The sequence below is a fragment of the Pseudomonas salmasensis genome, assembly GCF_014268375.2.
Classification (GTDB): domain Bacteria; phylum Pseudomonadota; class Gammaproteobacteria; order Pseudomonadales; family Pseudomonadaceae; genus Aquipseudomonas; species Aquipseudomonas salmasensis.
On sequence record NZ_CP077083.1, the window covers coordinates 2254917 to 2272916 of the forward strand.

General features: G+C 60.7%; 17 protein-coding genes. 12 read left to right on the plus strand and 5 right to left on the minus strand.

Going from position 1 to position 18000, the window contains the following annotated elements:
• Nucleotides 1–133 precede the first annotated feature (133 nt).
• From HU731_RS28925 to gpgF, 4 genes are all read left to right on the plus strand, one after another.
• Nucleotides 134–898, plus strand: a complete 765-nt coding sequence (locus tag HU731_RS28925) for a methyl-accepting chemotaxis protein (RefSeq protein ID WP_370694806.1) — start codon at nucleotides 134–136, stop codon at nucleotides 896–898.
• A gap of 207 nt (nucleotides 899–1105) precedes the next feature.
• Complete coding sequence (gene gpgS, locus HU731_RS09905) at nucleotides 1106–2227, plus strand: N-acetylglucosaminyl phosphatidylglycerol synthase (protein ID WP_186609429.1); 1122 nt, start codon at nucleotides 1106–1108, stop codon at nucleotides 2225–2227.
• Nucleotides 2220–2972, plus strand: a complete 753-nt coding sequence (gene gpgD / locus HU731_RS09910; protein ID WP_186609427.1) for an N-acetylglucosaminyl phosphatidylglycerol deacetylase — start codon at nucleotides 2220–2222, stop codon at nucleotides 2970–2972. Before gpgS ends, gpgD begins: the two co-directional genes overlap by 8 nt.
• Nucleotides 2960–4069, plus strand: coding sequence for a glucosaminyl phosphatidylglycerol flippase (gene gpgF, locus HU731_RS09915; protein ID WP_186609425.1), 1110 nt, complete (start codon nucleotides 2960–2962; stop codon nucleotides 4067–4069). The genes gpgD and gpgF overlap by 13 nt, the downstream gene beginning before the upstream one ends.
• 123 nt (nucleotides 4070–4192) lie before the next feature.
• Here gpgF and purU read toward each other — a convergent pair whose 3' ends face one another.
• Nucleotides 4193–5041 carry a formyltetrahydrofolate deformylase gene (purU, locus tag HU731_RS09920; RefSeq protein ID WP_019821236.1) on the minus strand — a complete coding sequence of 283 codons (849 nt, stop codon included), beginning with the start codon at nucleotides 5039–5041 and terminating at the stop codon, nucleotides 4193–4195.
• A gap of 351 nt (nucleotides 5042–5392) precedes the next feature.
• Between purU and mvaT the strand changes: the two genes are divergently transcribed.
• Nucleotides 5393–5767, plus strand: coding sequence for a histone-like nucleoid-structuring protein MvaT (mvaT, locus tag HU731_RS09925; RefSeq protein ID WP_019821235.1), 375 nt, complete (start codon nucleotides 5393–5395; stop codon nucleotides 5765–5767).
• 90 nt (nucleotides 5768–5857) lie between these two features.
• Here the strand turns inward: mvaT and sbcB are convergent, their stop codons facing one another.
• Nucleotides 5858–7285 (minus strand): exodeoxyribonuclease I, encoded by a 1428-nt coding sequence (gene sbcB, locus HU731_RS09930; protein ID WP_186609423.1) that lies wholly within the window; start codon nucleotides 7283–7285, stop codon nucleotides 5858–5860.
• 166 nt (nucleotides 7286–7451) lie between these two features.
• On the opposite strand from sbcB, the gene HU731_RS09935 reads away from it, so the two are divergent.
• The 6 genes from HU731_RS09935 to HU731_RS09960 are packed head-to-tail and all read left to right on the plus strand — an operon-like array spanning nucleotide 7452 to nucleotide 14122.
• Entirely contained in the window at nucleotides 7452–8144 is a 693-nt protein-coding gene (locus HU731_RS09935) for an RDD family protein (RefSeq protein ID WP_186609421.1), read from the plus strand.
• A complete protein-coding gene (locus HU731_RS09940; protein ID WP_186609419.1) occupies nucleotides 8141–9121 on the plus strand; it encodes a stage II sporulation protein M in 981 nt (326 codons plus the stop codon). The genes HU731_RS09935 and HU731_RS09940 overlap by 4 nt, the downstream gene beginning before the upstream one ends.
• Nucleotides 9108–10637: a DUF4129 domain-containing protein gene (locus tag HU731_RS09945; RefSeq protein ID WP_186609417.1), complete on the plus strand. Its 1530-nt coding sequence runs from the start codon at nucleotides 9108–9110 to the stop codon at nucleotides 10635–10637. Before HU731_RS09940 ends, HU731_RS09945 begins: the two co-directional genes overlap by 14 nt.
• Nucleotides 10634–11791: a DUF4350 domain-containing protein gene (locus HU731_RS09950; protein ID WP_186609415.1), complete on the plus strand. Its 1158-nt coding sequence runs from the start codon at nucleotides 10634–10636 to the stop codon at nucleotides 11789–11791. The genes HU731_RS09945 and HU731_RS09950 overlap by 4 nt, the downstream gene beginning before the upstream one ends.
• The gene (locus HU731_RS09955; protein WP_186609413.1) at nucleotides 11788–12783 is read left to right on the plus strand and encodes an AAA family ATPase; all 996 of its coding nucleotides are present in this window, start codon (nucleotides 11788–11790) and stop codon (nucleotides 12781–12783) included. The genes HU731_RS09950 and HU731_RS09955 overlap by 4 nt, the downstream gene beginning before the upstream one ends.
• A gap of 7 nt (nucleotides 12784–12790) precedes the next feature.
• Complete coding sequence (locus HU731_RS09960; RefSeq protein ID WP_186609411.1) at nucleotides 12791–14122, plus strand: DUF58 domain-containing protein; 1332 nt, start codon at nucleotides 12791–12793, stop codon at nucleotides 14120–14122.
• Nucleotides 14123–14174: 52 nt separating this feature from the next.
• Here the strand turns inward: HU731_RS09960 and HU731_RS09965 are convergent, their stop codons facing one another.
• Entirely contained in the window at nucleotides 14175–14534 is a 360-nt protein-coding gene (locus tag HU731_RS09965) for a PilZ domain-containing protein (RefSeq protein WP_186609409.1), read from the minus strand.
• Between the two features lie 223 nt (nucleotides 14535–14757).
• Nucleotides 14758–15132 carry a tetratricopeptide repeat protein gene (locus HU731_RS09970; RefSeq protein ID WP_003193903.1) on the minus strand — a complete coding sequence of 125 codons (375 nt, stop codon included), beginning with the start codon at nucleotides 15130–15132 and terminating at the stop codon, nucleotides 14758–14760.
• Between the two features lie 173 nt (nucleotides 15133–15305).
• Here HU731_RS09970 and pyk point away from each other — a divergent pair, with 173 nt between their 5' ends.
• Nucleotides 15306–16757, plus strand: coding sequence for a pyruvate kinase (gene pyk / locus HU731_RS09975; protein WP_003193904.1), 1452 nt, complete (start codon nucleotides 15306–15308; stop codon nucleotides 16755–16757).
• A gap of 254 nt (nucleotides 16758–17011) precedes the next feature.
• On the opposite strand, the gene HU731_RS09980 is transcribed toward pyk, so the two are convergent.
• The gene (locus HU731_RS09980) at nucleotides 17012–17944 is read right to left on the minus strand and encodes an iron-sulfur-binding ferredoxin reductase (RefSeq protein WP_186609407.1); all 933 of its coding nucleotides are present in this window, start codon (nucleotides 17942–17944) and stop codon (nucleotides 17012–17014) included.
• Nucleotides 17945–18000: the final 56 nt, after the last annotated feature.

Sequence of the window (18000 nt, forward strand, 5' to 3'; positions counted from 1 at the left end):
TGAGTTCGGCACCCTGGGCAATGCGTTCAACCGCTTCGTGGAGCGTATTCACACCTCGATTCGCGAAGTGTCTTCCGCCACCGAGCACGTCAATGAAGTGGCCCTGCGGGTGGTCAGCGCCTCCAACTCGTCGATGGTCAACTCGGATGAGCAGGCCAACCGCACCAACAGCGTCGCCGCCGCCATCAACCAACTGGGCGCTGCGGCCCAGGAGATCGCACGCAACGCCGCCCAAGCCTCCAGTCAGGCCAGCGATGCACGGCACCTGGCCGAAGACGGCCAGCAGGTGGTGGAACGCAATATCAAGGCGATGACGCAGTTATCTAGCATGATCAGCACCTCAAGCACCAATATCGAAGCACTTAACAGCAAAACGGTGAATATCGGCCAAATCCTTGAGGTGATCACCAGCATTTCCCAGCAAACCAACCTGCTGGCGCTCAACGCGGCGATCGAAGCGGCGCGCGCCGGGGAAGCCGGGCGTGGCTTTGCGGTGGTAGCCGATGAAGTGCGCAACCTGGCCCATCGCACTCAAGAGTCGGCCCAACAGGTGCAAACGATGATCGAAGAGCTACAGGTGGGCGCCCGGGACTCGGTGACCACCATGAGCGAAAGCCAACGCCACAGCCTGGACAGCGTGGAAATCGCCAACCTGGCCGGCGAGCGCTTGAACAGCGTGACCCAGCGCATTGGCGAGATCGACGGCATGAACCAGTCGGTCGCCACCGCCACTGAAGAACAGACCTCGGTGGTGGAGTCGATCAATATGGACATCACCGAGATCAACACCCTCAACCAGGAAGGGGTGGAAAACCTGCAATCGACCCTGCGCGCCTGCTCGGACCTGGAACAACAGGCCTCGCGCTTGAAGCAATTGGTGGGCAGCTTCCGGATTTGAAATTCACCCGTAGGAGCGAGCTTGCTCGCGAAAAACGTCAACGATAACGCGGGCTGCCTGAAGAAACGCGGCGTCTGTGAGTTTTTCGCGAGCAAGCTCGCTCCTACAGCGTAGGTTTGTCCGCTTCCGCCACCGTTATGCTGCGAATCTAAACCGAACATCTATCCTTACCTCAGGTCCATCTAGGGAGAGCAATGGATCGGAGGGATGTTCATCGTGCATATCGCTGACATAACCATGTTCTACGCCCCAGCCAGCGGTGGCGTACGCACTTACCTTGACGCCAAGCACCGGCGTCTGGCGCTCAAGCCGGGCATTCGCCACAGCCTGTTGATCCCCGGCGCACACTTGAGCGAGCAGGACGGCATCTTCAAAGTACCGGCGCCCGCCCTGCCCTTTGGCAAAGGCTATCGCTTCCCCGTTCGTTTGGCGCCCTGGCGAAACGTCCTGCACGATTTACAGCCCGATCTGATCGAAGTTGGCGACCCTTACCTGACGGCCTGGGCCGCCCTGGACGCCCGGCGCCAGTTGGATGTGCCGGTCATCGGCTTTTACCACTCCGACCTGCCACTGCTGGTGAGCAACCGCATGGGGCCTTGGTTTACCCCCAATGTTGAAGCCTATGTGCGCAAACTCTATGGGAATTTTGATCGGGTGCTCGCCCCCAGCCAGGTTATGGCCGACAAGCTCACCGGGCTTGGCGTCAGAAATGTCTTCGTGCAACCCCTGGGGGTAGACCTGCAAACCTTCACCCCTGAGGTACGCGACCCCGGCCTGCGCGCCGAACTGGGGATTGGCGAAGACACTCGGCTACTGATCTTCGCCGGGCGCGGCTCCAAGGAGAAAAACCTGCCGGTGCTGCTCAACTGCATGAAGCGCCTGGGGGAAGGCTACCACTTGCTGTTGGTGGGCTCTGGCATGCCGGCCAGCGTGCCGGACAATGTCACCGTCATTGATGGATTCCGCCCTGCCCAGCATGTTGCGCGCCTGATGGCCAGCGCCGATGCCTTGCTGCACGGTGGCGACCAGGAGACCTTCGGCCTGGTGATCCTGGAAGCCATGGCCTGCGGTATTCCGGTGGTCGCCGTGGCGGCCGGAGCCTTTACCGAGATTGTCGACGAGCGTTGTGGCCTGCTGTGCGCGCCAAACAACCCCAAGGCCATGGCCGATGCGGTGCGCGAGCTGTTCAGTACCGACAGCCGACGCTTGGGTGCTCAGGCTCGGCGCCACGTCGAGCAGTATTATGCGTGGGACACCGTGGTCGACAGCTTGCTGGGGCATTACTACGCCGTGCTGGGCAGCCATGAACCGATGCTCGCCCATGGCTGAGCGCGCGCTGATGCTGGTCCTGCACGACGTGGCACCGCACACCTGGGCCGACTACCGGCCCTTCGTCGAGGCCGTCGATGCATTGGGCAACGTGCCCATTACTTGGCTGGTAGTGCCGGACTTCCACCACCATGACGACCTGGCCGCCCACCGCGATTTTCGGCGCCTGCTCGATAGCCGTGTCGCCAAGGGCGATGAGCTCACCTTGCATGGTTATTACCATTGCGACGACCAACCTCGGCCGCGTACGCCAAAAGAATGGTTTATGCGACGCATCTATACCCACGAAGGCGAGTTTTACCAGTTGTCTGAGGCCGAGGCGTTGCGGCGGCTGACCGCCGGCATTGAGGTGTTCCAGCGCAATGGTTGGCCGCTGCATGGCTTTGTCGCGCCCGCCTGGTTGATGAGCGACGGCACCCGACAGGCATTGCGCCAGTTGCCGCTGAGCTACACCAGCGACCCGCAACATCTTTATCGCTTGCCTGACTTCACGCCCATCGACGCTCCCGGCCTGGTGTGGAGTGCCCGCAGTGCCTGGCGCCGTGGGCTGTCCAAAATCCTCAGCGACCGCCGTGAACAACGCTGGCAGACGGCCCCGCTGATCCGACTCGGATTACACCCGGTGGACATGCGCCACAGATTTTCCCGCGATTATTGGCTGCACACCCTGCAACGCCTGCTCAACGCAGGAAGCGTCCCCCAAACCAAGGCCGCCTGGCTGGCGACGCAGCCATGGGGCGGCTGATCTGGCTGGTGGTGGCCCTCCTGGCGGCACTGGCCATTCCGGTGTGGCTGGGCGGCGGCGAAAGCATTGCGCGCCTGCGCCAGTTTCCGTTGCCCCAGTTGCTGGGGATGTTCGCCATGATCATCGGCTGCTGGCTGATCAACAGCCTGCGTATCCGCCTGTTGCTTGGCGAACATCGCGCACAGTTAGGGCCGCTTAAAAGCCTTGGCGTGGTGATATCCAGCGAGTTCGCCATGTGCGCCACACCCGGCGGCAGCGGCGGGCCGTTGACCCTGATGGCGCTGCTGGCACGTAACGGCGTGCGCCCTGCCCACGGCAGTGCGGTGTTCGCCATGGACCAATTGAGCGACTTGGTGTTTTTTCTCTGCGCACTGGTGGGGATCCTGCTGTATGCGCTGTTTCATAGCCTCAGCCCGCGTATGGAGTGGTTGCTGGGGCTCAGCGCCGTGTCGATGGTGGGTGGGGTGATCAGTGGCTGGGCCGTGGTGCATTTTCACCGACGGCTGATTCGCCTGGCGGGTTTGGCACTCAAGGCCATGAAGGTCGGCGCTACCACCCGCCGACGCTGGGCACGCCGGTTGCTGCGTTTTCTTGCGGCGTTCAGCGCCACCCTGAAACTTCCCCGGAGCACCTTGCTTGGGGTCTTTGCGCTGACCAGCCTGCATTGGCTGCTGCGTTACAGCGTGCTGTACCTGGCGCTGCGCGGGTTGGGCGGTGAGGTGCAGTGGGCGTGGAGCTTTCTGATCCAGATGCTGTCGCTGACTGCCGGGCAGTTCAGCCTGGCGCCAGGCGGGGCCGGCGCTGCGGAATTGACGTCCGCGGCACTGCTGGCGCCCATGGTGGGCACATCCACAGCGGCGGCGGCGATTCTGATCTGGCGCGCAGTGACCTACTACTTTTATTTGCTGGCCGGTGCGCCTGTATTTCTATTGATGGTCGGCAAACCGCTGCTCAAGCGTCTTTTTCAGGGGCGGCAGGCGGCTCGTCCTGCGCCTGTGTCTGCTCCCATAAACGCGCCGCGCCTGGAAAGTCAGTACCATCCTCGGCATCCAGCGCGTCCGGGTCGTAACGACTCAAACAGCCCTCGCCCAAGGTAGCAGGCGCCCGTGAGGTGGCTTTATCGAGCGGGTCGCTCATGGGAATCTCCTGAAACAGAAATAAAAAAGGGCCTGGAGAGTTTTACCTCCAGGCCCCTGCGTCTTTCAATCAAAACCGTTTGATCAGAAGACCACGGTCTTGTTGCCGTGCACCAGCACGCGATCTTCCAGGTGGTAGCGCAAGCCACGGGCCAACACCATCTTCTCGACATCACGGCCGAAGCGCACCATGTCTTCAATACTGTCGCTGTGGCTGACGCGCACCACGTCCTGCTCGATGATCGGGCCGGCGTCCAGCTCTTCGGTCACGTAGTGGCAGGTTGCACCAATCAACTTCACGCCACGCAGGGAAGCCTGGTGATACGGCTTGGCGCCGACAAACGACGGCAAGAAGCTGTGGTGGATGTTGATCACTTTGCCAGCGTATTCGCGGCACAGCTCCGGTGGCAGGATCTGCATGTAGCGCGCCAGCACCACCACATCCGCGTCGTGCTGCTTGACCAGGCGCGACACTTCGGCGAATGCCGGCTCCTTGTCCTGTGGGTTGACCGGCACATGGTAATAAGGGATGCCATGCCATTCGACCATGCTGCGCAGGTCGTCGTGGTTGGAGATCACGCAAGCAATCTCGCAATCAAGTTCGTCGCTGTGCCAGCGGTGCAGCAGGTCTGCCAGGCAGTGGGATTCGCGGCTGGCCATCAGCACCACGCGTTTCTTCTGCTCGGTGTCGGTGATGTGCCAGGTCATCGAAAACTCTTCGGCAATCGGCGCAAACGCCTCGCGGAAAGCCTCCAGGCCAAAGGGCAGCGTATCGGCACGGATTTCGTGACGCATGAAAAACCAACCGCTGAGATCGTCCGAGTGATGGCTCGCCTCGGTGATCCAGCCATTATGGGAAGCCAGAAAGTTACTGACCTTGGCAACGATGCCAACCCGGTCCGGGCAAGCAATCACCAGCCGAAAAGTGCGCATTAGGGGGAAACTCCAGAACTTCACAAAGGCCGCTATTCTAGCGATTACGCAGAAAAACTGCAGTATTCCCTTGCACCTAATCTTGAGCCCTCGCCGTGGTAACACCCCTTAATCGTGTAAGGTTTTACCACCGCTATATGACGGTACAACGGCATGCTCAGGCCAGTAGCAAAAAATTAACGCGATTATCTTTGCGCATAACGCTTACTAATTAACTCATCGGCCAGGTTTTCTCACACACATTCAATGTCATTCACCTGAATAACGTCTTAAATGTTTACTTGATGAAATTGCCTGACTATTATTAGCCCACTCACCCTGTCAATCAGCGTTCTACATAAGGTAGTCCACATGTCACTGATCAACGAATACCGCGCCACCGAAGAAGCTATCAAAGAGCTGCAAGCCCGTTTGAAGAACCTGTCCGAAGACGACAAGCTGAAAACCGAGCTGGAATTCGAAGGCAAATTGCGCACCCTGATGGGTGAATACTCCAAATCCCTGCGTGACATCATCGCGCTGCTGGATCCAGAGTCGAAAGTTAAAGCACCGCGTGGCGCTGTGAAAACTACCGGCACCAAGCGTGCTCGCAAGGTCAAGCAGTACAAAAACCCGCACAACGGCGAAGTGATTGAAACCAAAGGTGGCAACCACAAAACGCTGAAAGAGTGGAAAGCCAAGTGGGGCGGTGACGTAGTTGAAGGTTGGGCAACCCTGCTGGGCTAAGCCCGGTCGGACGTGCACCCGATACGTCACACATAAAAAACGCCAGCTTGCTGGCGTTTTTTATTGTCTGAATATTCTGTAGTTATGCGCCTACAGATTCAGGCGCACTGCTAAAGAGTCCACATAGTCCTGCCATTGCGCCAGTACCTGGCACTGAAACGATGTAGCACTAACCGCCAACTCCTCATGCGCCTGCTTAAATGCCAACAGGGTATTCGGTGCCCCCCACTGCGCATCCGACAAACGTTGCTGACAGAAAAGTTTCCAGCGTTGCTGCTCCTCATTGTTCAAGGTTTCAGGAAAGTTACGTGCCCGATAGCGAAATAATAATTCCGGCAAACGATGATCGTCGAACGGCCACTGCTGATGGGCTAATTGCGCGGGCTCTGCCATGCGAACTTGCTCACATAAACGGCGGTCACGGTCGCCAATAAAACCATCGTAGAGCTGCTGCTCCGGGTCCGCGTTCGACGCAAAGTCTTCCTCGGCATAAATGGCCGCTAACTTGTCCCGCCAAACTTCCTGTGCGTCAGTTAGCCGCAGCGCCCGCGCGAGGCACGCCTCCTTATCCAATTGCAGGCGCTCCAGGTCTTGCGGGCGCAGCACTTTCAACGGCGCGACCACTGGGCATCGGTTGATATGCAGCAATTTGAGCGGAACCGGCAGCTCACCTTCGGCCAACTCATCGCGGCGCGTGTAAAGACGCTGGCGCAGGGTCGCCGCATCCAGGTCCAACAGCCCTTGTGGATCGAGCCCCAGGTCACAGACGATCAAGGCATTGCGATTGCGCGGGTGCCAGGCCAGGGGCAAGACCACGCCCAGGTAATGGCGCTCGGCAGAAAAACGCCCCGAGATATGCACCATCGGTTGCAGCAACCGCACCTGATCCATGACCCGCTGTTTGCTGCGCAGTTGAAACAACCACTCATACAACTTCGGTTGTTTCTCCCGGACCAACCGCGCCAGGGCGATGGTTGCACGCACATCCGACAACGCGTCATGGGCCTGGCCATGGTCGATGCCGTTGGCCTCGGTCAAGCGTTCAAGCTTGAGGGTCACACGCCCGTCCTGCTCGGGCCAGTTGATGCCCTCCGGCCGCAGGGCGTAGGCAGTGCGCATGACATCGATCAAGTCCCAGCGACTGTTGCCGCCCTGCCACTCGCGCGCATACGGGTCGAAAAAATTGCGGTACAGGCTGTAACGCGTCATTTCATCGTCAAATCGCAGGGTGTTGTAGCCGGCGCCGCAGGTACCTGGCGCGGCCAGCTCGGCGTGCACCCGGGTCATGAAATCGGCTTCGGCAAGGCCCTTCTCGGCGAGGATACCCGGCGTGATACCCGTGATCGCACACGCTGCCGGATGAGGCAGGATATCGTCGCTGGGCTGGCAATAAAGATTGATCGGCGCACCGACCTCATTGAGCTCAAGGTCGGTGCGGATCCCGGCTACCTGGAGCGGACGATCGTTGCGCGGGTTGATGCCGGTGGTTTCATAGTCGTACCAGAAAATCGAGGTCACGGGCTATTCCTGTGCTGAAGACCGACAAAGTCTAGGCGCTGCAAGGCGTTTGGGGCCAGCGATACCTGACTGTATAAATATCCAGAAAAACCTCGGGTGGTTGCTTCCATCCTCGACACTGCTAGCATCCGTGTTTCTAAGTCGCCTCGCACTGCCAAGGATCGCAATGCCATCAACGCCTTTGGATACCCACTATCAGATAGAAACGCCGGAGGGCATCGACCTGCCCCTGCGCCCTGCTGGCCTGCCCTCGCGGGCATTGGCGTTTGCATTCGACCTGGGCGTGCGCGGGATCATCATGGGTATCCTGCTGGTGCCGCTGGCGCTGCTCGGCAATGTGGGGGTCGGGCTGGGTTCGCTGCTGCTGTTCCTGGTGAGCTGGTGGTACATGGTGTTGTTCGAAGTGCTCAACCAGGGCTGCTCGCCGGGCAAGCAGGTCATGGGCCTGCGCGTGGTACAGGATGACGGCACGCCCATTGGCTGGTCGGCATCGCTGATCCGCAACCTGCTGCGTTTTGTCGACATGCTGCCCTTCGGTTACTTCCTCGCCGCGATCAGTTGCCTGCAGCATCCACACTTCAAGCGGCTCGGCGACCTGGCCGCCGGTACGCTGGTGGTGTACCGCGAACTGCCGCTGGTACGCCCAAGCATCCCTCAAGCACCCGCCCTGCTCCTGCCCTTCGCCCTGGCGTTGAGCGAACAGCGGGCCATTCTCGGTTTCGCCGAACGCCAGGCCGAGCTCTCGGCCGAACGGGTGCATGAACTGGCCGCCATCCTCGCAGAGCCCCTGCAGGTTTCTGCGACGCGCGCCGTGGAGCAACTCAACGGTGTAGCCCGTGGTTTGTTGGGGCCGACATGAAACAGAGCCTTTTTGAAAGCCGCCACCAGCACCAATGGCAAACCTTCGCCGAGCAGTTGACCCAACTGGAGCAAGGTAAAGCCAAGGCCGCCGACGTCGCCGACTTCCCGCATCAATATCGACGCCTGTGCCAACACCTGGCCCTGGCTCAGCAGCGGGGCTATAGCAGTTACCTGGTCGACCCGTTGCAACAGCTTGCACTGCGCGGCCATCAACAACTGTATCGCCATCGCAGCCACCTGACGGCAAACATACTGGCATTTCTTCTGGCCGACTTCCCGCGTCTGGTACGCGAACAATGGCGCTTTGTGCTGATCGCCGGCCTGCTGTTCTTTGGCAGCCTGGTGGGGATAGCCCTGCTGGTGTACCTGTTCCCGGACCTTGTCTACAGCATCATCAGCCCCCAGCAGGTGGCCGAGATGCAGGGTATGTACAACCCCGACGCCAGCCGCTTGGGCCGTGCTGCCGAACGTGCCGCCAGCGAAGACTGGATGATGTTTGGCTATTACGTGATGCACAACATCGGCATCGCCTTCCAGACCTTTGCCGCCGGCCTGTTGTTCGGCCTGGGCAGTGTGTTCTTCCTGATTTTCAACGGTCTGGTCATAGGTGCGGTCTCCGGGCACCTTACCGACATCGGCTATGGCCAGACCTTCTGGTCGTTTGTCATTGGTCACGGCGCATTCGAGTTGAGCGCCATCACACTGGCCGGTGCCGCAGGCTTGCAACTGGGCTGGTCACTGGTCGCCCCCGGGCGCTTGGCGCGCAGCGAAGCGCTGCGCCTGGCCGCGCGCAAAAGCGTACGGATGCTTTGCGGTGTCATGGTGTTTCTGTTGATCGCCGCCTTTATAGAAGCCTACTGGTCTTCAACCACTGGCATTGAGCCCTGGATCAAATACGCGGTAGGCGCCGCGCTCTGGCTGCTGGTGGCCGCTTACCTGACCCTGGCCGGGCGGAGTCGCCATGCGCCTGACTGACGCCAGCGTAGTGATTCGCCCGCGCACTTCCTGGGAAGCCATGGACCTGGGTGTGCTCATGGCCAGGGAACACCGCGCCCTGCTGATGGGCAGTTGGGCGCTGGTGAGCCTGCCGGTATTCAGCCTGTTGACAGTGCTGCTCTGGAATTATCCGTCTTTGGCCATGTTCCTGTTCTGGTGGCTCAAGCCGGCCTTCGACCGCTTGCCGCTGTACATTCTGTCCAAGGCCCTGTTTGGTGAGCCCCCCAACCTCAAACAGGCCGTTCGCCATTGGCCGCAGTTGCTCAAGGGGCAACTGTTCGCCAGCCTGACGTGGCGGCGGCTGAGCATGAGCCGCAGCTTCACCCTGCCCGTCAGCCAACTGGAAGGCCTTGACGGTGACGCACGTCAACGACGCCTTGGGGTGTTGCTGCAACGTAACGCTGGCGCCGCACGCTGGCTGACGACCATCGGCGTGCACCTGGAAATCGGCCTGTGGTTTGGCGCCATGGCCCTGTTCTATCTCTTCATCCCGCAACAGGTTGAACTGGACTGGGACTGGCAACGGCTGGTACTGGCGTCAGGCTCGGACGTGCTTTGGCTGGAGCACCTGAGCAATGCCTTCTATGCCTTGGTCCTGGTGTTCTGGGAACCCATTTACGTCGCCTGTGGCTTCAGCCTGTACCTCAACCGCCGCACGGTGTTGGAGGCCTGGGACCTGGAACTGGTATTCCGTCGCCTGCGCCAGCGCTTGAGCAACGTCGCACCGCTGTTGTTGCTGGTCGTCGGCTTGGCGCTGCTACACGTCAGCCCACCCGCCATGGCAGATGAAGCCACAGCCCATAAGCCCCTCAGCACCCAGGCCGCCAGCCAATCCATCCAGGCATTGCTGGAAAAGCCACCCTTCAAGAACCCGGAAACCGTCACACGCTATCGGTTTGGCGAAGAAAAAACGCCGGTTAAAAACAAGGCCAAGGGCGACGGAAAATTACCTGGCTGGCTCCAGGCACTGCTCGACAACTTCAACAGCGACACTTTCAAATACGTCGCCAAAACCTTGGAAGTACTGCTCTGGAGCCTGGTGATTGGCGGCCTGGCCCTGGTGTGCTGGCGTTACCGTGAATGGTTGCGCACCTTCGTCAGCCGCCTCGGGCCCACTCGCACGGCCGCTCCCTCGCCCGTTCCCGCTCAGTTGTTCGGGCTGGAGCTGGGCACCGAGACATTGCCCCAAGACATCGCCAGCACCGCCGAACAGCTATGGCCCACCCAGCCCCGGGAAGCCCTTGGCCTGCTGTATCGCGGGTTGCTCAACCGGCTGTTGCATGAGTTCGACCTGCCACTGACAAGCGCCGATACCGAGGGGCAGGTACTGGAGCGTGTTCATCATTTGCAACAACCGCAGTTACTGGCGTTCAGCGACGAACTGACACGCCACTGGCAAAACCTGGCCTATGGTCACCGTCTGCCGCCCTCTTCAGCCCAACAGAAATTGTGCAGCGACTGGCGCGCGCTCTTCAGTGACGGAGCGAGCCAATGAACCGGGCGTTATGGTGGGTAGCGCTGCTACTGGCGTGCCTGTTGGGTGCGGGCGGTCTATATGCCTGGCACAAGGCAATTCCCTACGACGAAGTGGTAGATCGCGGACCGTCGCCAGAGGCACACGCCAACCCTTACCTGGCCGCCGAGCACTTTCTGCGCCAGCAAGGCGTGGTGGTGGCGCACGCCAATGGCCTTGAACGACTCGCCGAACTGCCCGCCAAAGGCCATAGCCTGTTGCTGCTGGGGGAGCGCAGCAACATGACCCCGCGCCAGGTCGAACAACTGCTGGGCTGGGCAAAAGCCGGCGGCCACCTGCTACTGGTCGCCGAGGCATTATGGGATGAAGAAACCGGCACCAGCGGTGACCTGCTGCTTGATCGCCTCACTGTCCGCCAAACCTTGAGCGACACCTTCGACGAACCCTCACCACCGCGTAAAAAAACCAAGCCGGACCTGACCAAGCTGTATGTCGACAACGAAACGGCACCGGCGTATTTCAGTTTTGACACCGACTTCAACCTCACCGACCCCAAGCACCTGGCGCAGTTTTCCGCCAACAGCGCCAAGTCCAGCCACCTGATGCAACTTGAACTGGGGCAAGGTCGCGTCACGGTGATCACCGACAGCGACCTGTGGAAAACTGCGGATATCGGCAAACATGATAATGCCTGGTTGCTGTGGTACCTGAGCCAGGGCACTGACGTCACCTTGCTGTTCAACAGCGACACGGACGATCTGTTTACCCTGTTGCTCCGTAATTTCCCCCAGGCCCTCGTCGCCTTGGTTGCACTGCTTGCCCTGGGGTTGTGGCACGCAGGCATGCGTCAGGGCCCGATCCAGGCGCCGGCGCCCAAGGCCCGTCGCCAGCTGCAGGAACACTTGAAGGCCAGCGCGGATTTCCTGTTGCGCCGCAGCGGCCAGGGCACGTTGTTGCAAGCCTTGCAACACGACATTCTGCGCGCAGCCCGGCGACGCCATCCTGGGTTTGAACACCTCGATGTGCCAGGGCAACGCCAAGTGCTGGAACACCTTACGCGTCAACCCCCTCATATCATCAGCCAGGCGCTTGAGCCCGTTGCGCTGAAGCGGCTCTCCAGTGCCGACTTCAGCCGTCAGGTGGCGTGCCTGCAAACCCTCAGGAATGCCTTATGAGCGACTCTCCACTGGCCACCGCCCTGACCGCCGAGAACCTTCAGCATGCCAGCCAGCAGGCCCAGGCGCTGCGCGTGGAATTACGCAAGGCCGTGATTGGCCAGGACCTTGTGATTGATGACGTGCTCACCGCTCTGATCGCAGGCGGCCACGTACTGCTGGAAGGCGTGCCCGGCCTGGGCAAGACCTTGCTGGTACGCGCCCTGGCCCGCTGCTTTGGCGGTGATTTCGCCCGTATCCAGTTCACCCCGGACCTGATGCCCAGCGATGTCACCGGCCACGCCGTGTACGACTTGCAGACCGAACAGTTCAAACTGCGCAAGGGGCCGTTATTCACCCACCTGCTGCTGGCCGACGAGATCAACCGTGCACCGGCCAAAACCCAGGCAGCGCTTCTTGAAGCCATGCAGGAACGTCAAGTGACCCTTGAGGGTGAGGCATTACCCATCGGCCAACCCTTCATGGTACTGGCGACCCAGAACCCCATCGAGCAGGAAGGCACCTACCCACTGCCCGAGGCCGAGCTGGACCGGTTCATGCTCAAGGTGCGAATGGACTACCCAGATGCTCTACAAGAGCTGGATATGGTCCGCGAAGTGACGCGCTCGTCCAAGGCCGACATGCTGGAAGTACAGCCGTTGCGTACCGTGCTGCAAGCCGAGGACGTAGTACTGATGCAGCAAATTGCCAGCGGCCTGCCATTGGATGAACAGGTGCTCGATTACGCCGTGCGCCTGGCCAGGGCAACACGCAGCTGGCCGGGGCTGGCCATCGGTGCCGGCCCCCGGGCCTCCATTGCGCTGGTACGCGGCGCCCGTGCCCGCGCGCTGTTGCGCGGTGGCGAATTCGTCACCCCTGACGACATCAAAGGCTGCGCCCTGGCGGTGTTGCGTCATCGGGTGCGCATCGCACCAGAACTGGACATCGACGGCTTGGAGGTCGACCAGGTGCTCCAGCAGTTACTCGACCAGATTGCAGCACCAAGGCAGTGACGCCGTCATGAAACCGACCCGTCTGCTGCTGTCCTGGCTGGGCGTTCTGCTCGGTTTGAACACCCTGTTGGGCGCCTCGGCAGCGTTGCAGTTCAAAGTGCCCGCCACCTTGCATTCGGTAGCCTGGGGCCTGCTGCTGGCCCTGTTGCTGCTGGCGATGCTGGATGCCGCACGCTTGCGCCGCCGCCCCTCGGCCCGCGTGTACAGGGCATTGCCCGGCAGCCTGGCGCTGGGGCGCTGGGAAGAAATACGCCTTTGCCTGGAGCACGACTACCCACAGCCACTGACCGTGCAGGTGTTCGATCACGTGCCCGATGGCCTGGCTGTGGATAATCTGCCTCAATCCATTCAACTACGCCCCGGTGAACGTGCTGAGTTGGGCTATCGCGTACGGCCCTTGCGACGCGGGCATTTCCATTTCAGTCGCTGCGAGCTGCTGCTGCCCAGCCCATTGGGGCTGTGGTCGGCACGACGCTGGGTCGAGACCCACGATGCCACCCGTGTTTACCCGGATTTCGCGCGCTTATACGGCGCGCAGTTGCGGGGTGTGGATAACTGGCTGAGCCAACTGGGCGTGCGCCAACATCAGCGGCGAGGATTAGGCCTGGAGTTTCACCAACTGCGCGAGTTTCGTGAAGGCGACAGCCTGCGTCAGATCGACTGGAAAGCCACCGCCCGCCAACGAACGCCCATTGCCCGGGAATACCAGGATGAGCGCGACCAGCAAATCGTGTTCATGCTTGATTGCGGCCAGCACATGCGCAGCCAGGATGATGAGCTGTCCCATTTCGACCACGCCCTCAATGCCTGCCTGCTGCTGAGCTACGTCGCCTTGCGCCAGGGCGACGCCGTAGGGCTGTGCACGTTTGCCAGCGACCAGCCGCGCTACCTGAAGCCGGTCAAGGGCAGTGGCCAATTGAACCTGTTGCTCAATACGGTCTATGACCTGCAAACCACGCGAAAAATCGCCGACTACCAGGCGGCCGCCAGCCAATTGCTGGCACGGCAAAAACGCCGGGCGCTGGTGATCATCGTTACCAACCTGCGGGATGAGGAGGATGAAGCCTTGATGGCCGCCGTCCAGCGTATCGGCCGTCATCACCGGGTACTGGTGGCCAGTCTACGGGAGGAGATCCTGGATCAACTGCGCCAGGCGCCGGTGCACACATTGCCCGAAGCGCTGGCTTACTGCGGCACGGTCGATTACCTCAACACCCGCAACCAACGCCATGATCGCTTGAGCGCCCATGGGCTCTCGGTGCTGGATACCTTGCCATCGGCGCTGGGTGCCGGGCTGGTTACGCGCTATCTGGAGTGGAAAAAGGCCGGGGTATTCTGAGGATGACTGCGCAGGGCCATGGCCAGTAAACAGCCACGACCCCACGCATAATTCAGACAGGGGCTTGCAAAGGATGAAAGCTGAAGTACTGCAACAGCGCGTTGATCAGGTGCCGGTATTCTTCGGGCGCCTCGAGCACGCTGAACCCCGAGTCGTAATGCTGCGGGGTGACATCCTCATGGCTCCACAAGCAGGTTGCCGTGAGGTCAACCGCCTTGAACTCGCCTTGCGCCACCGGCACTTTCAAGCGCAGCTCGAAATCCACCTCGGTCATCATGGGTAACGAGCTGATCAGCATCAGTCCGTTTTCAGACACATTTCCAAGAAAGCCGATTGGCTTGTCAGTAATACGATTGAACACCTGCAAAAAATACGGCAGTTGATGCCGCTCGATCCGTCGTTCGGTAAACATGATGAAGTCGCCATCCAATAGCCAAAAAATCTGGCCGTGCCAGTGATTCGGAACAAGCAATCGCTCGCTCTCCCTGGATCTCGGTGTGACAACAGGTACCGCTTGTCACCAAACAGCTGCCGAATCCGGGCCTTGCATCCGTTCGAATGGGGAACTGCACAAACAGACATTCAAAGAATAGCGCAAGACTGGCGACAGGCCAGCTACGAAGCGACAAATACCCTTACAACGACGCAGGCCTCGGTTTTGCCAGGCCTGCCGCCGGCAAATGCCCCAGTTGTTGCAAGGTATCGAGCCGCGCGCGGGCTCGATAGGCATACTCGCTCGACGGGTAGTGGCCGATGATGAACTGATAGGTCTGTGCGGCATCGACAAACAGTTTCTGGCGCTCCAGGCACTGCCCGCGCAACATCGAAACCTCCGGTTGCACGTAGCGGCGGGTACGGCTCTCGCGATCGACCTGGGACAACTCCAGGGTGACACGCTGGCAATCACCGACCCCATAGGCACGGTAAGCATTGTTCAAATGGTGGTCCATCGACCAGCGGGTACAGCCGACAACACTGACGGCCAGGGCAGCAACGAGCAAAATTCGCATGGGGTTCTCCTGTCTTGTGCAGTGTATCGACCCCTGGTCGAAAATCTTCAAGGCGTTTGCCCATTCAACCGCAGCCAAAACAAGCCAATCGTCGATAAGTAGTGCAAACGAACAATGACTACAACGAAAGAGCATAGTAGCCTTCCCCAGCGCTTGAACTCAGGAGTCCGTGCATGTCCGTCCGTCGTACCAAAATCGTCGCCACCCTTGGCCCGGCCAGTAACTCGCCGGAAGTCCTCGAACAGCTGATTCTGGCTGGTTTGGACGTCGCCCGTCTGAACTTCTCCCACGGCACCCCGGACGAGCACAAGGCTCGCGCCAAGCTGGTGCGTGACCTCGCCGCCAAGCATGGCCGCTTCGTTGCACTGTTGGGCGACCTGCAAGGCCCGAAAATCCGTATCGCCAAATTCACCAACAAGCGGATCGAGCTGAAGATCGGTGACAAGTTCACCTTCTCCACCAGCCACCCGCTGACCGAAGGCACCCAGGACGTGGTGGGCATCGACTACCCGGACCTGGTCAAGGACTGCGGCGTCGGTGACGAGCTGCTCCTGGACGACGGCCGTGTGGTGATGCGCGTCGACACCGCCACGCCGACCGAACTGAACTGCACCGTGATCATCGGCGGCCCGCTGTCCGACCACAAAGGCATCAACCGTCGCGGTGGTGGCCTGACGGCGCCGGCCCTGACTGAAAAAGACAAGGCTGACATCAAGCTCGCCGCCGAAATGGAAGTGGACTACCTCGCCGTGTCCTTCCCGCGCGACGCCGCCGACATGGAATACGCTCGTAAGCTGCGCGACGAAGCCGGCGGTACCGCCTGGCTGGTAGCGAAGATCGAACGTGCTGAAGCCGTGGCCGACGATGAAACCCTCGACGGCCTGATCAAGGCTTCCGATGCCGTGATGGTTGCCCGTGGCGACCTGGGCGTGGAAATCGGTGACGCCGAGCTGATCGGTATCCAGAAGAAGATCATCCTGCACGCACGCCGTCACAACAAAGCGGTGATCGTGGCGACCCAGATGATGGAGTCGATGATCCAGAACCCGATGCCGACCCGTGCCGAAGTGTCCGACGTGGCCAACGCCGTACTCGACTACACCGACGCCGTGATGCTCTCGGCTGAAAGTGCCGCCGGCCCTTACCCGCTGGAGGCCGTACAGGCCATGGCGCGTATCTGCGTCGGTGCCGAAAAGCACCCGACCAGCAAGACCTCCAGCCATCGCATCGGCAAAGTCTTCGAAAGCTGCGACCAGAGCATCGCCCTGGCTGCCATGTACACCGCCAACCACTTCCCGGGCGTGAAAGCGATCATCGCCTTGACCGAAAGTGGCTACACGCCGTTGATCATGTCGCGCATCCGTTCCTCGGTGCCGATCTACGCGTTCACCCCACACCGCGAAGCCCAGGCCCGAGCGGCCATGTTCCGTGGCGTGTACACCATCCCGTTCGACCCGGCGTCACTGGCGCCGAACGAAGTCAGCCAGAAGGCGATCGACGAGCTGGTTAAACGCGGCGTCGTGGAGAAAGGCGACTGGGTCATCCTGACCAAGGGCGACAGCTACCACACCACTGGTGGCACCAATGGCATGAAGATCCTGCATGTAGGCGACCCGCAGGTCTGAGTGACAGGCTGAAAAACAAAAGCCCCGCCCTGTGAATGGCGGGGCTTTTTGCATTTAAAATGCCGTTGAGGTGTTGACGATCGGCGGCAAGCCCTAGGCTCTATTGTAGGAGCAAGCTTGCTTGCGAAAAACGTCAACGATAACGCGTATTTCCTGAATAAACGCGGCGCCTATAAGTTTCTCGCGAGCAAGCTCGCTCCTACAAAAGCCTTAACTGACCAGTTCATCGCGGCTACGCCTGTGCTCAACGCCAGCTACCCACGGGGCAGGAACACATCCGCCAGCAGTTGATTACGCGGCAGTCCCGCCAGGAACAAGCGTTTGGAAAAGGCCTCGACGCTGGCCGGGTGCCCGCAAAGCAAGGCCAGGGTTTGCCGGGAAACCAGCCGCAGTTGCGCCAATGCCGGCTGCAACTGCGCCGCGGTCCATAGCTCCACGGTCAGGTTCCCATGCTGCGCGGCAAGCGCTGCCAGGGGCTCAGCCAGATAATGAGCCTCGGCCTCATGGGCCAGGTGAATCACGCGAATCTCGCCTTGATGATTCTGGCGCAGCGCCTCGCGCAACACGCCCCACAAGGGGCCCAGGCCTGTACCGGAAGCCAGCAGCCACAATGGCCGCGATTGCCAGTCGGGATCATAGTGCAGCGCTCCACCCCGCAGCTCGCCCAGGCGTAGAGGCTCACCGACCTTGAACTGTCGCGCGGCATTGCTGAATGCACCAGGTTGGCGGCAGTCGATATGAAACTCCAGATACGGGTCTTCCTGGGGCAAGCTCGCCAGGGAATACGGACGTGCCACCTGCCCCGCCCACAGCACCAGATGCTGCCCGGCGCTGTACCGCAGGGCACGTTCCGGTTGCAGGCGCAGACGCAGTACCGTCGAACTCAGCCAATCGGCGCCCACCACCTGGGCGGGCAGGCCATCGCGCTGGGGGTCAAACGCTTCGACCTTCAGGTTTGCACTCACCCGGCACTGGCACGCCAGGCGCCAACCTTGCTGGCGCTGCGTCGGGCTCAGGGCGTCGGGCTGTTGGTCGTCAACCTCACCCTCGCAACGCACCAGGCACGCATGGCAACTGCCGGCCCGGCAACTGAAGGGCACGGCCACGCCGGCCTGATTCAAGGCATCCAGCAGGTTGCTGCCGGAGGTGACCGACCAGTGGCGTTCGCCGACGTACAGTTCAGGCATAACGCCGTTACCTCTATTAGGTAGGAGCGAGCTTGCTCGCGAAGAGCGCCAACGAT

What these genes read in the sequence shown, in the direction of transcription:
- HU731_RS09945 (WP_186609417.1), top strand. Translation starts at nt 9,108, where the DNA reads ATGCGCCTGACTGACGCCAGCGTAGTGATTCGCCCGCGCACTTCCTGG.
- gpgF (WP_186609425.1), top strand. Translation starts at nt 2,960, where the DNA reads ATGGGGCGGCTGATCTGGCTGGTGGTGGCCCTCCTGGCGGCACTGGCC.
- HU731_RS09960 (WP_186609411.1), top strand. Translation starts at nt 12,791, where the DNA reads ATGAAACCGACCCGTCTGCTGCTGTCCTGGCTGGGCGTTCTGCTCGGT.
- gpgD (WP_186609427.1), top strand. Translation starts at nt 2,220, where the DNA reads ATGGCTGAGCGCGCGCTGATGCTGGTCCTGCACGACGTGGCACCGCAC.
- purU (WP_019821236.1), bottom strand. Translation starts at nt 5,041, where the DNA reads ATGCGCACTTTTCGGCTGGTGATTGCTTGCCCGGACCGGGTTGGCATC.
- mvaT (WP_019821235.1), top strand. Translation starts at nt 5,393, where the DNA reads ATGTCACTGATCAACGAATACCGCGCCACCGAAGAAGCTATCAAAGAG.
- pyk (WP_003193904.1), top strand. Translation starts at nt 15,306, where the DNA reads ATGTCCGTCCGTCGTACCAAAATCGTCGCCACCCTTGGCCCGGCCAGT.
- HU731_RS09965 (WP_186609409.1), bottom strand. Translation starts at nt 14,534, where the DNA reads ATGTTTACCGAACGACGGATCGAGCGGCATCAACTGCCGTATTTTTTG.
- gpgS (WP_186609429.1), top strand. Translation starts at nt 1,106, where the DNA reads ATGTTCATCGTGCATATCGCTGACATAACCATGTTCTACGCCCCAGCC.
- HU731_RS09950 (WP_186609415.1), top strand. Translation starts at nt 10,634, where the DNA reads ATGAACCGGGCGTTATGGTGGGTAGCGCTGCTACTGGCGTGCCTGTTG.
- HU731_RS09940 (WP_186609419.1), top strand. Translation starts at nt 8,141, where the DNA reads ATGAAACAGAGCCTTTTTGAAAGCCGCCACCAGCACCAATGGCAAACC.
- HU731_RS28925 (WP_370694806.1), top strand. Translation starts at nt 134, where the DNA reads ATGGTCAACTCGGATGAGCAGGCCAACCGCACCAACAGCGTCGCCGCC.
- HU731_RS09970 (WP_003193903.1), bottom strand. Translation starts at nt 15,132, where the DNA reads ATGCGAATTTTGCTCGTTGCTGCCCTGGCCGTCAGTGTTGTCGGCTGT.
- HU731_RS09980 (WP_186609407.1), bottom strand. Translation starts at nt 17,944, where the DNA reads ATGCCTGAACTGTACGTCGGCGAACGCCACTGGTCGGTCACCTCCGGC.
- HU731_RS09935 (WP_186609421.1), top strand. Translation starts at nt 7,452, where the DNA reads ATGCCATCAACGCCTTTGGATACCCACTATCAGATAGAAACGCCGGAG.
- HU731_RS09955 (WP_186609413.1), top strand. Translation starts at nt 11,788, where the DNA reads ATGAGCGACTCTCCACTGGCCACCGCCCTGACCGCCGAGAACCTTCAG.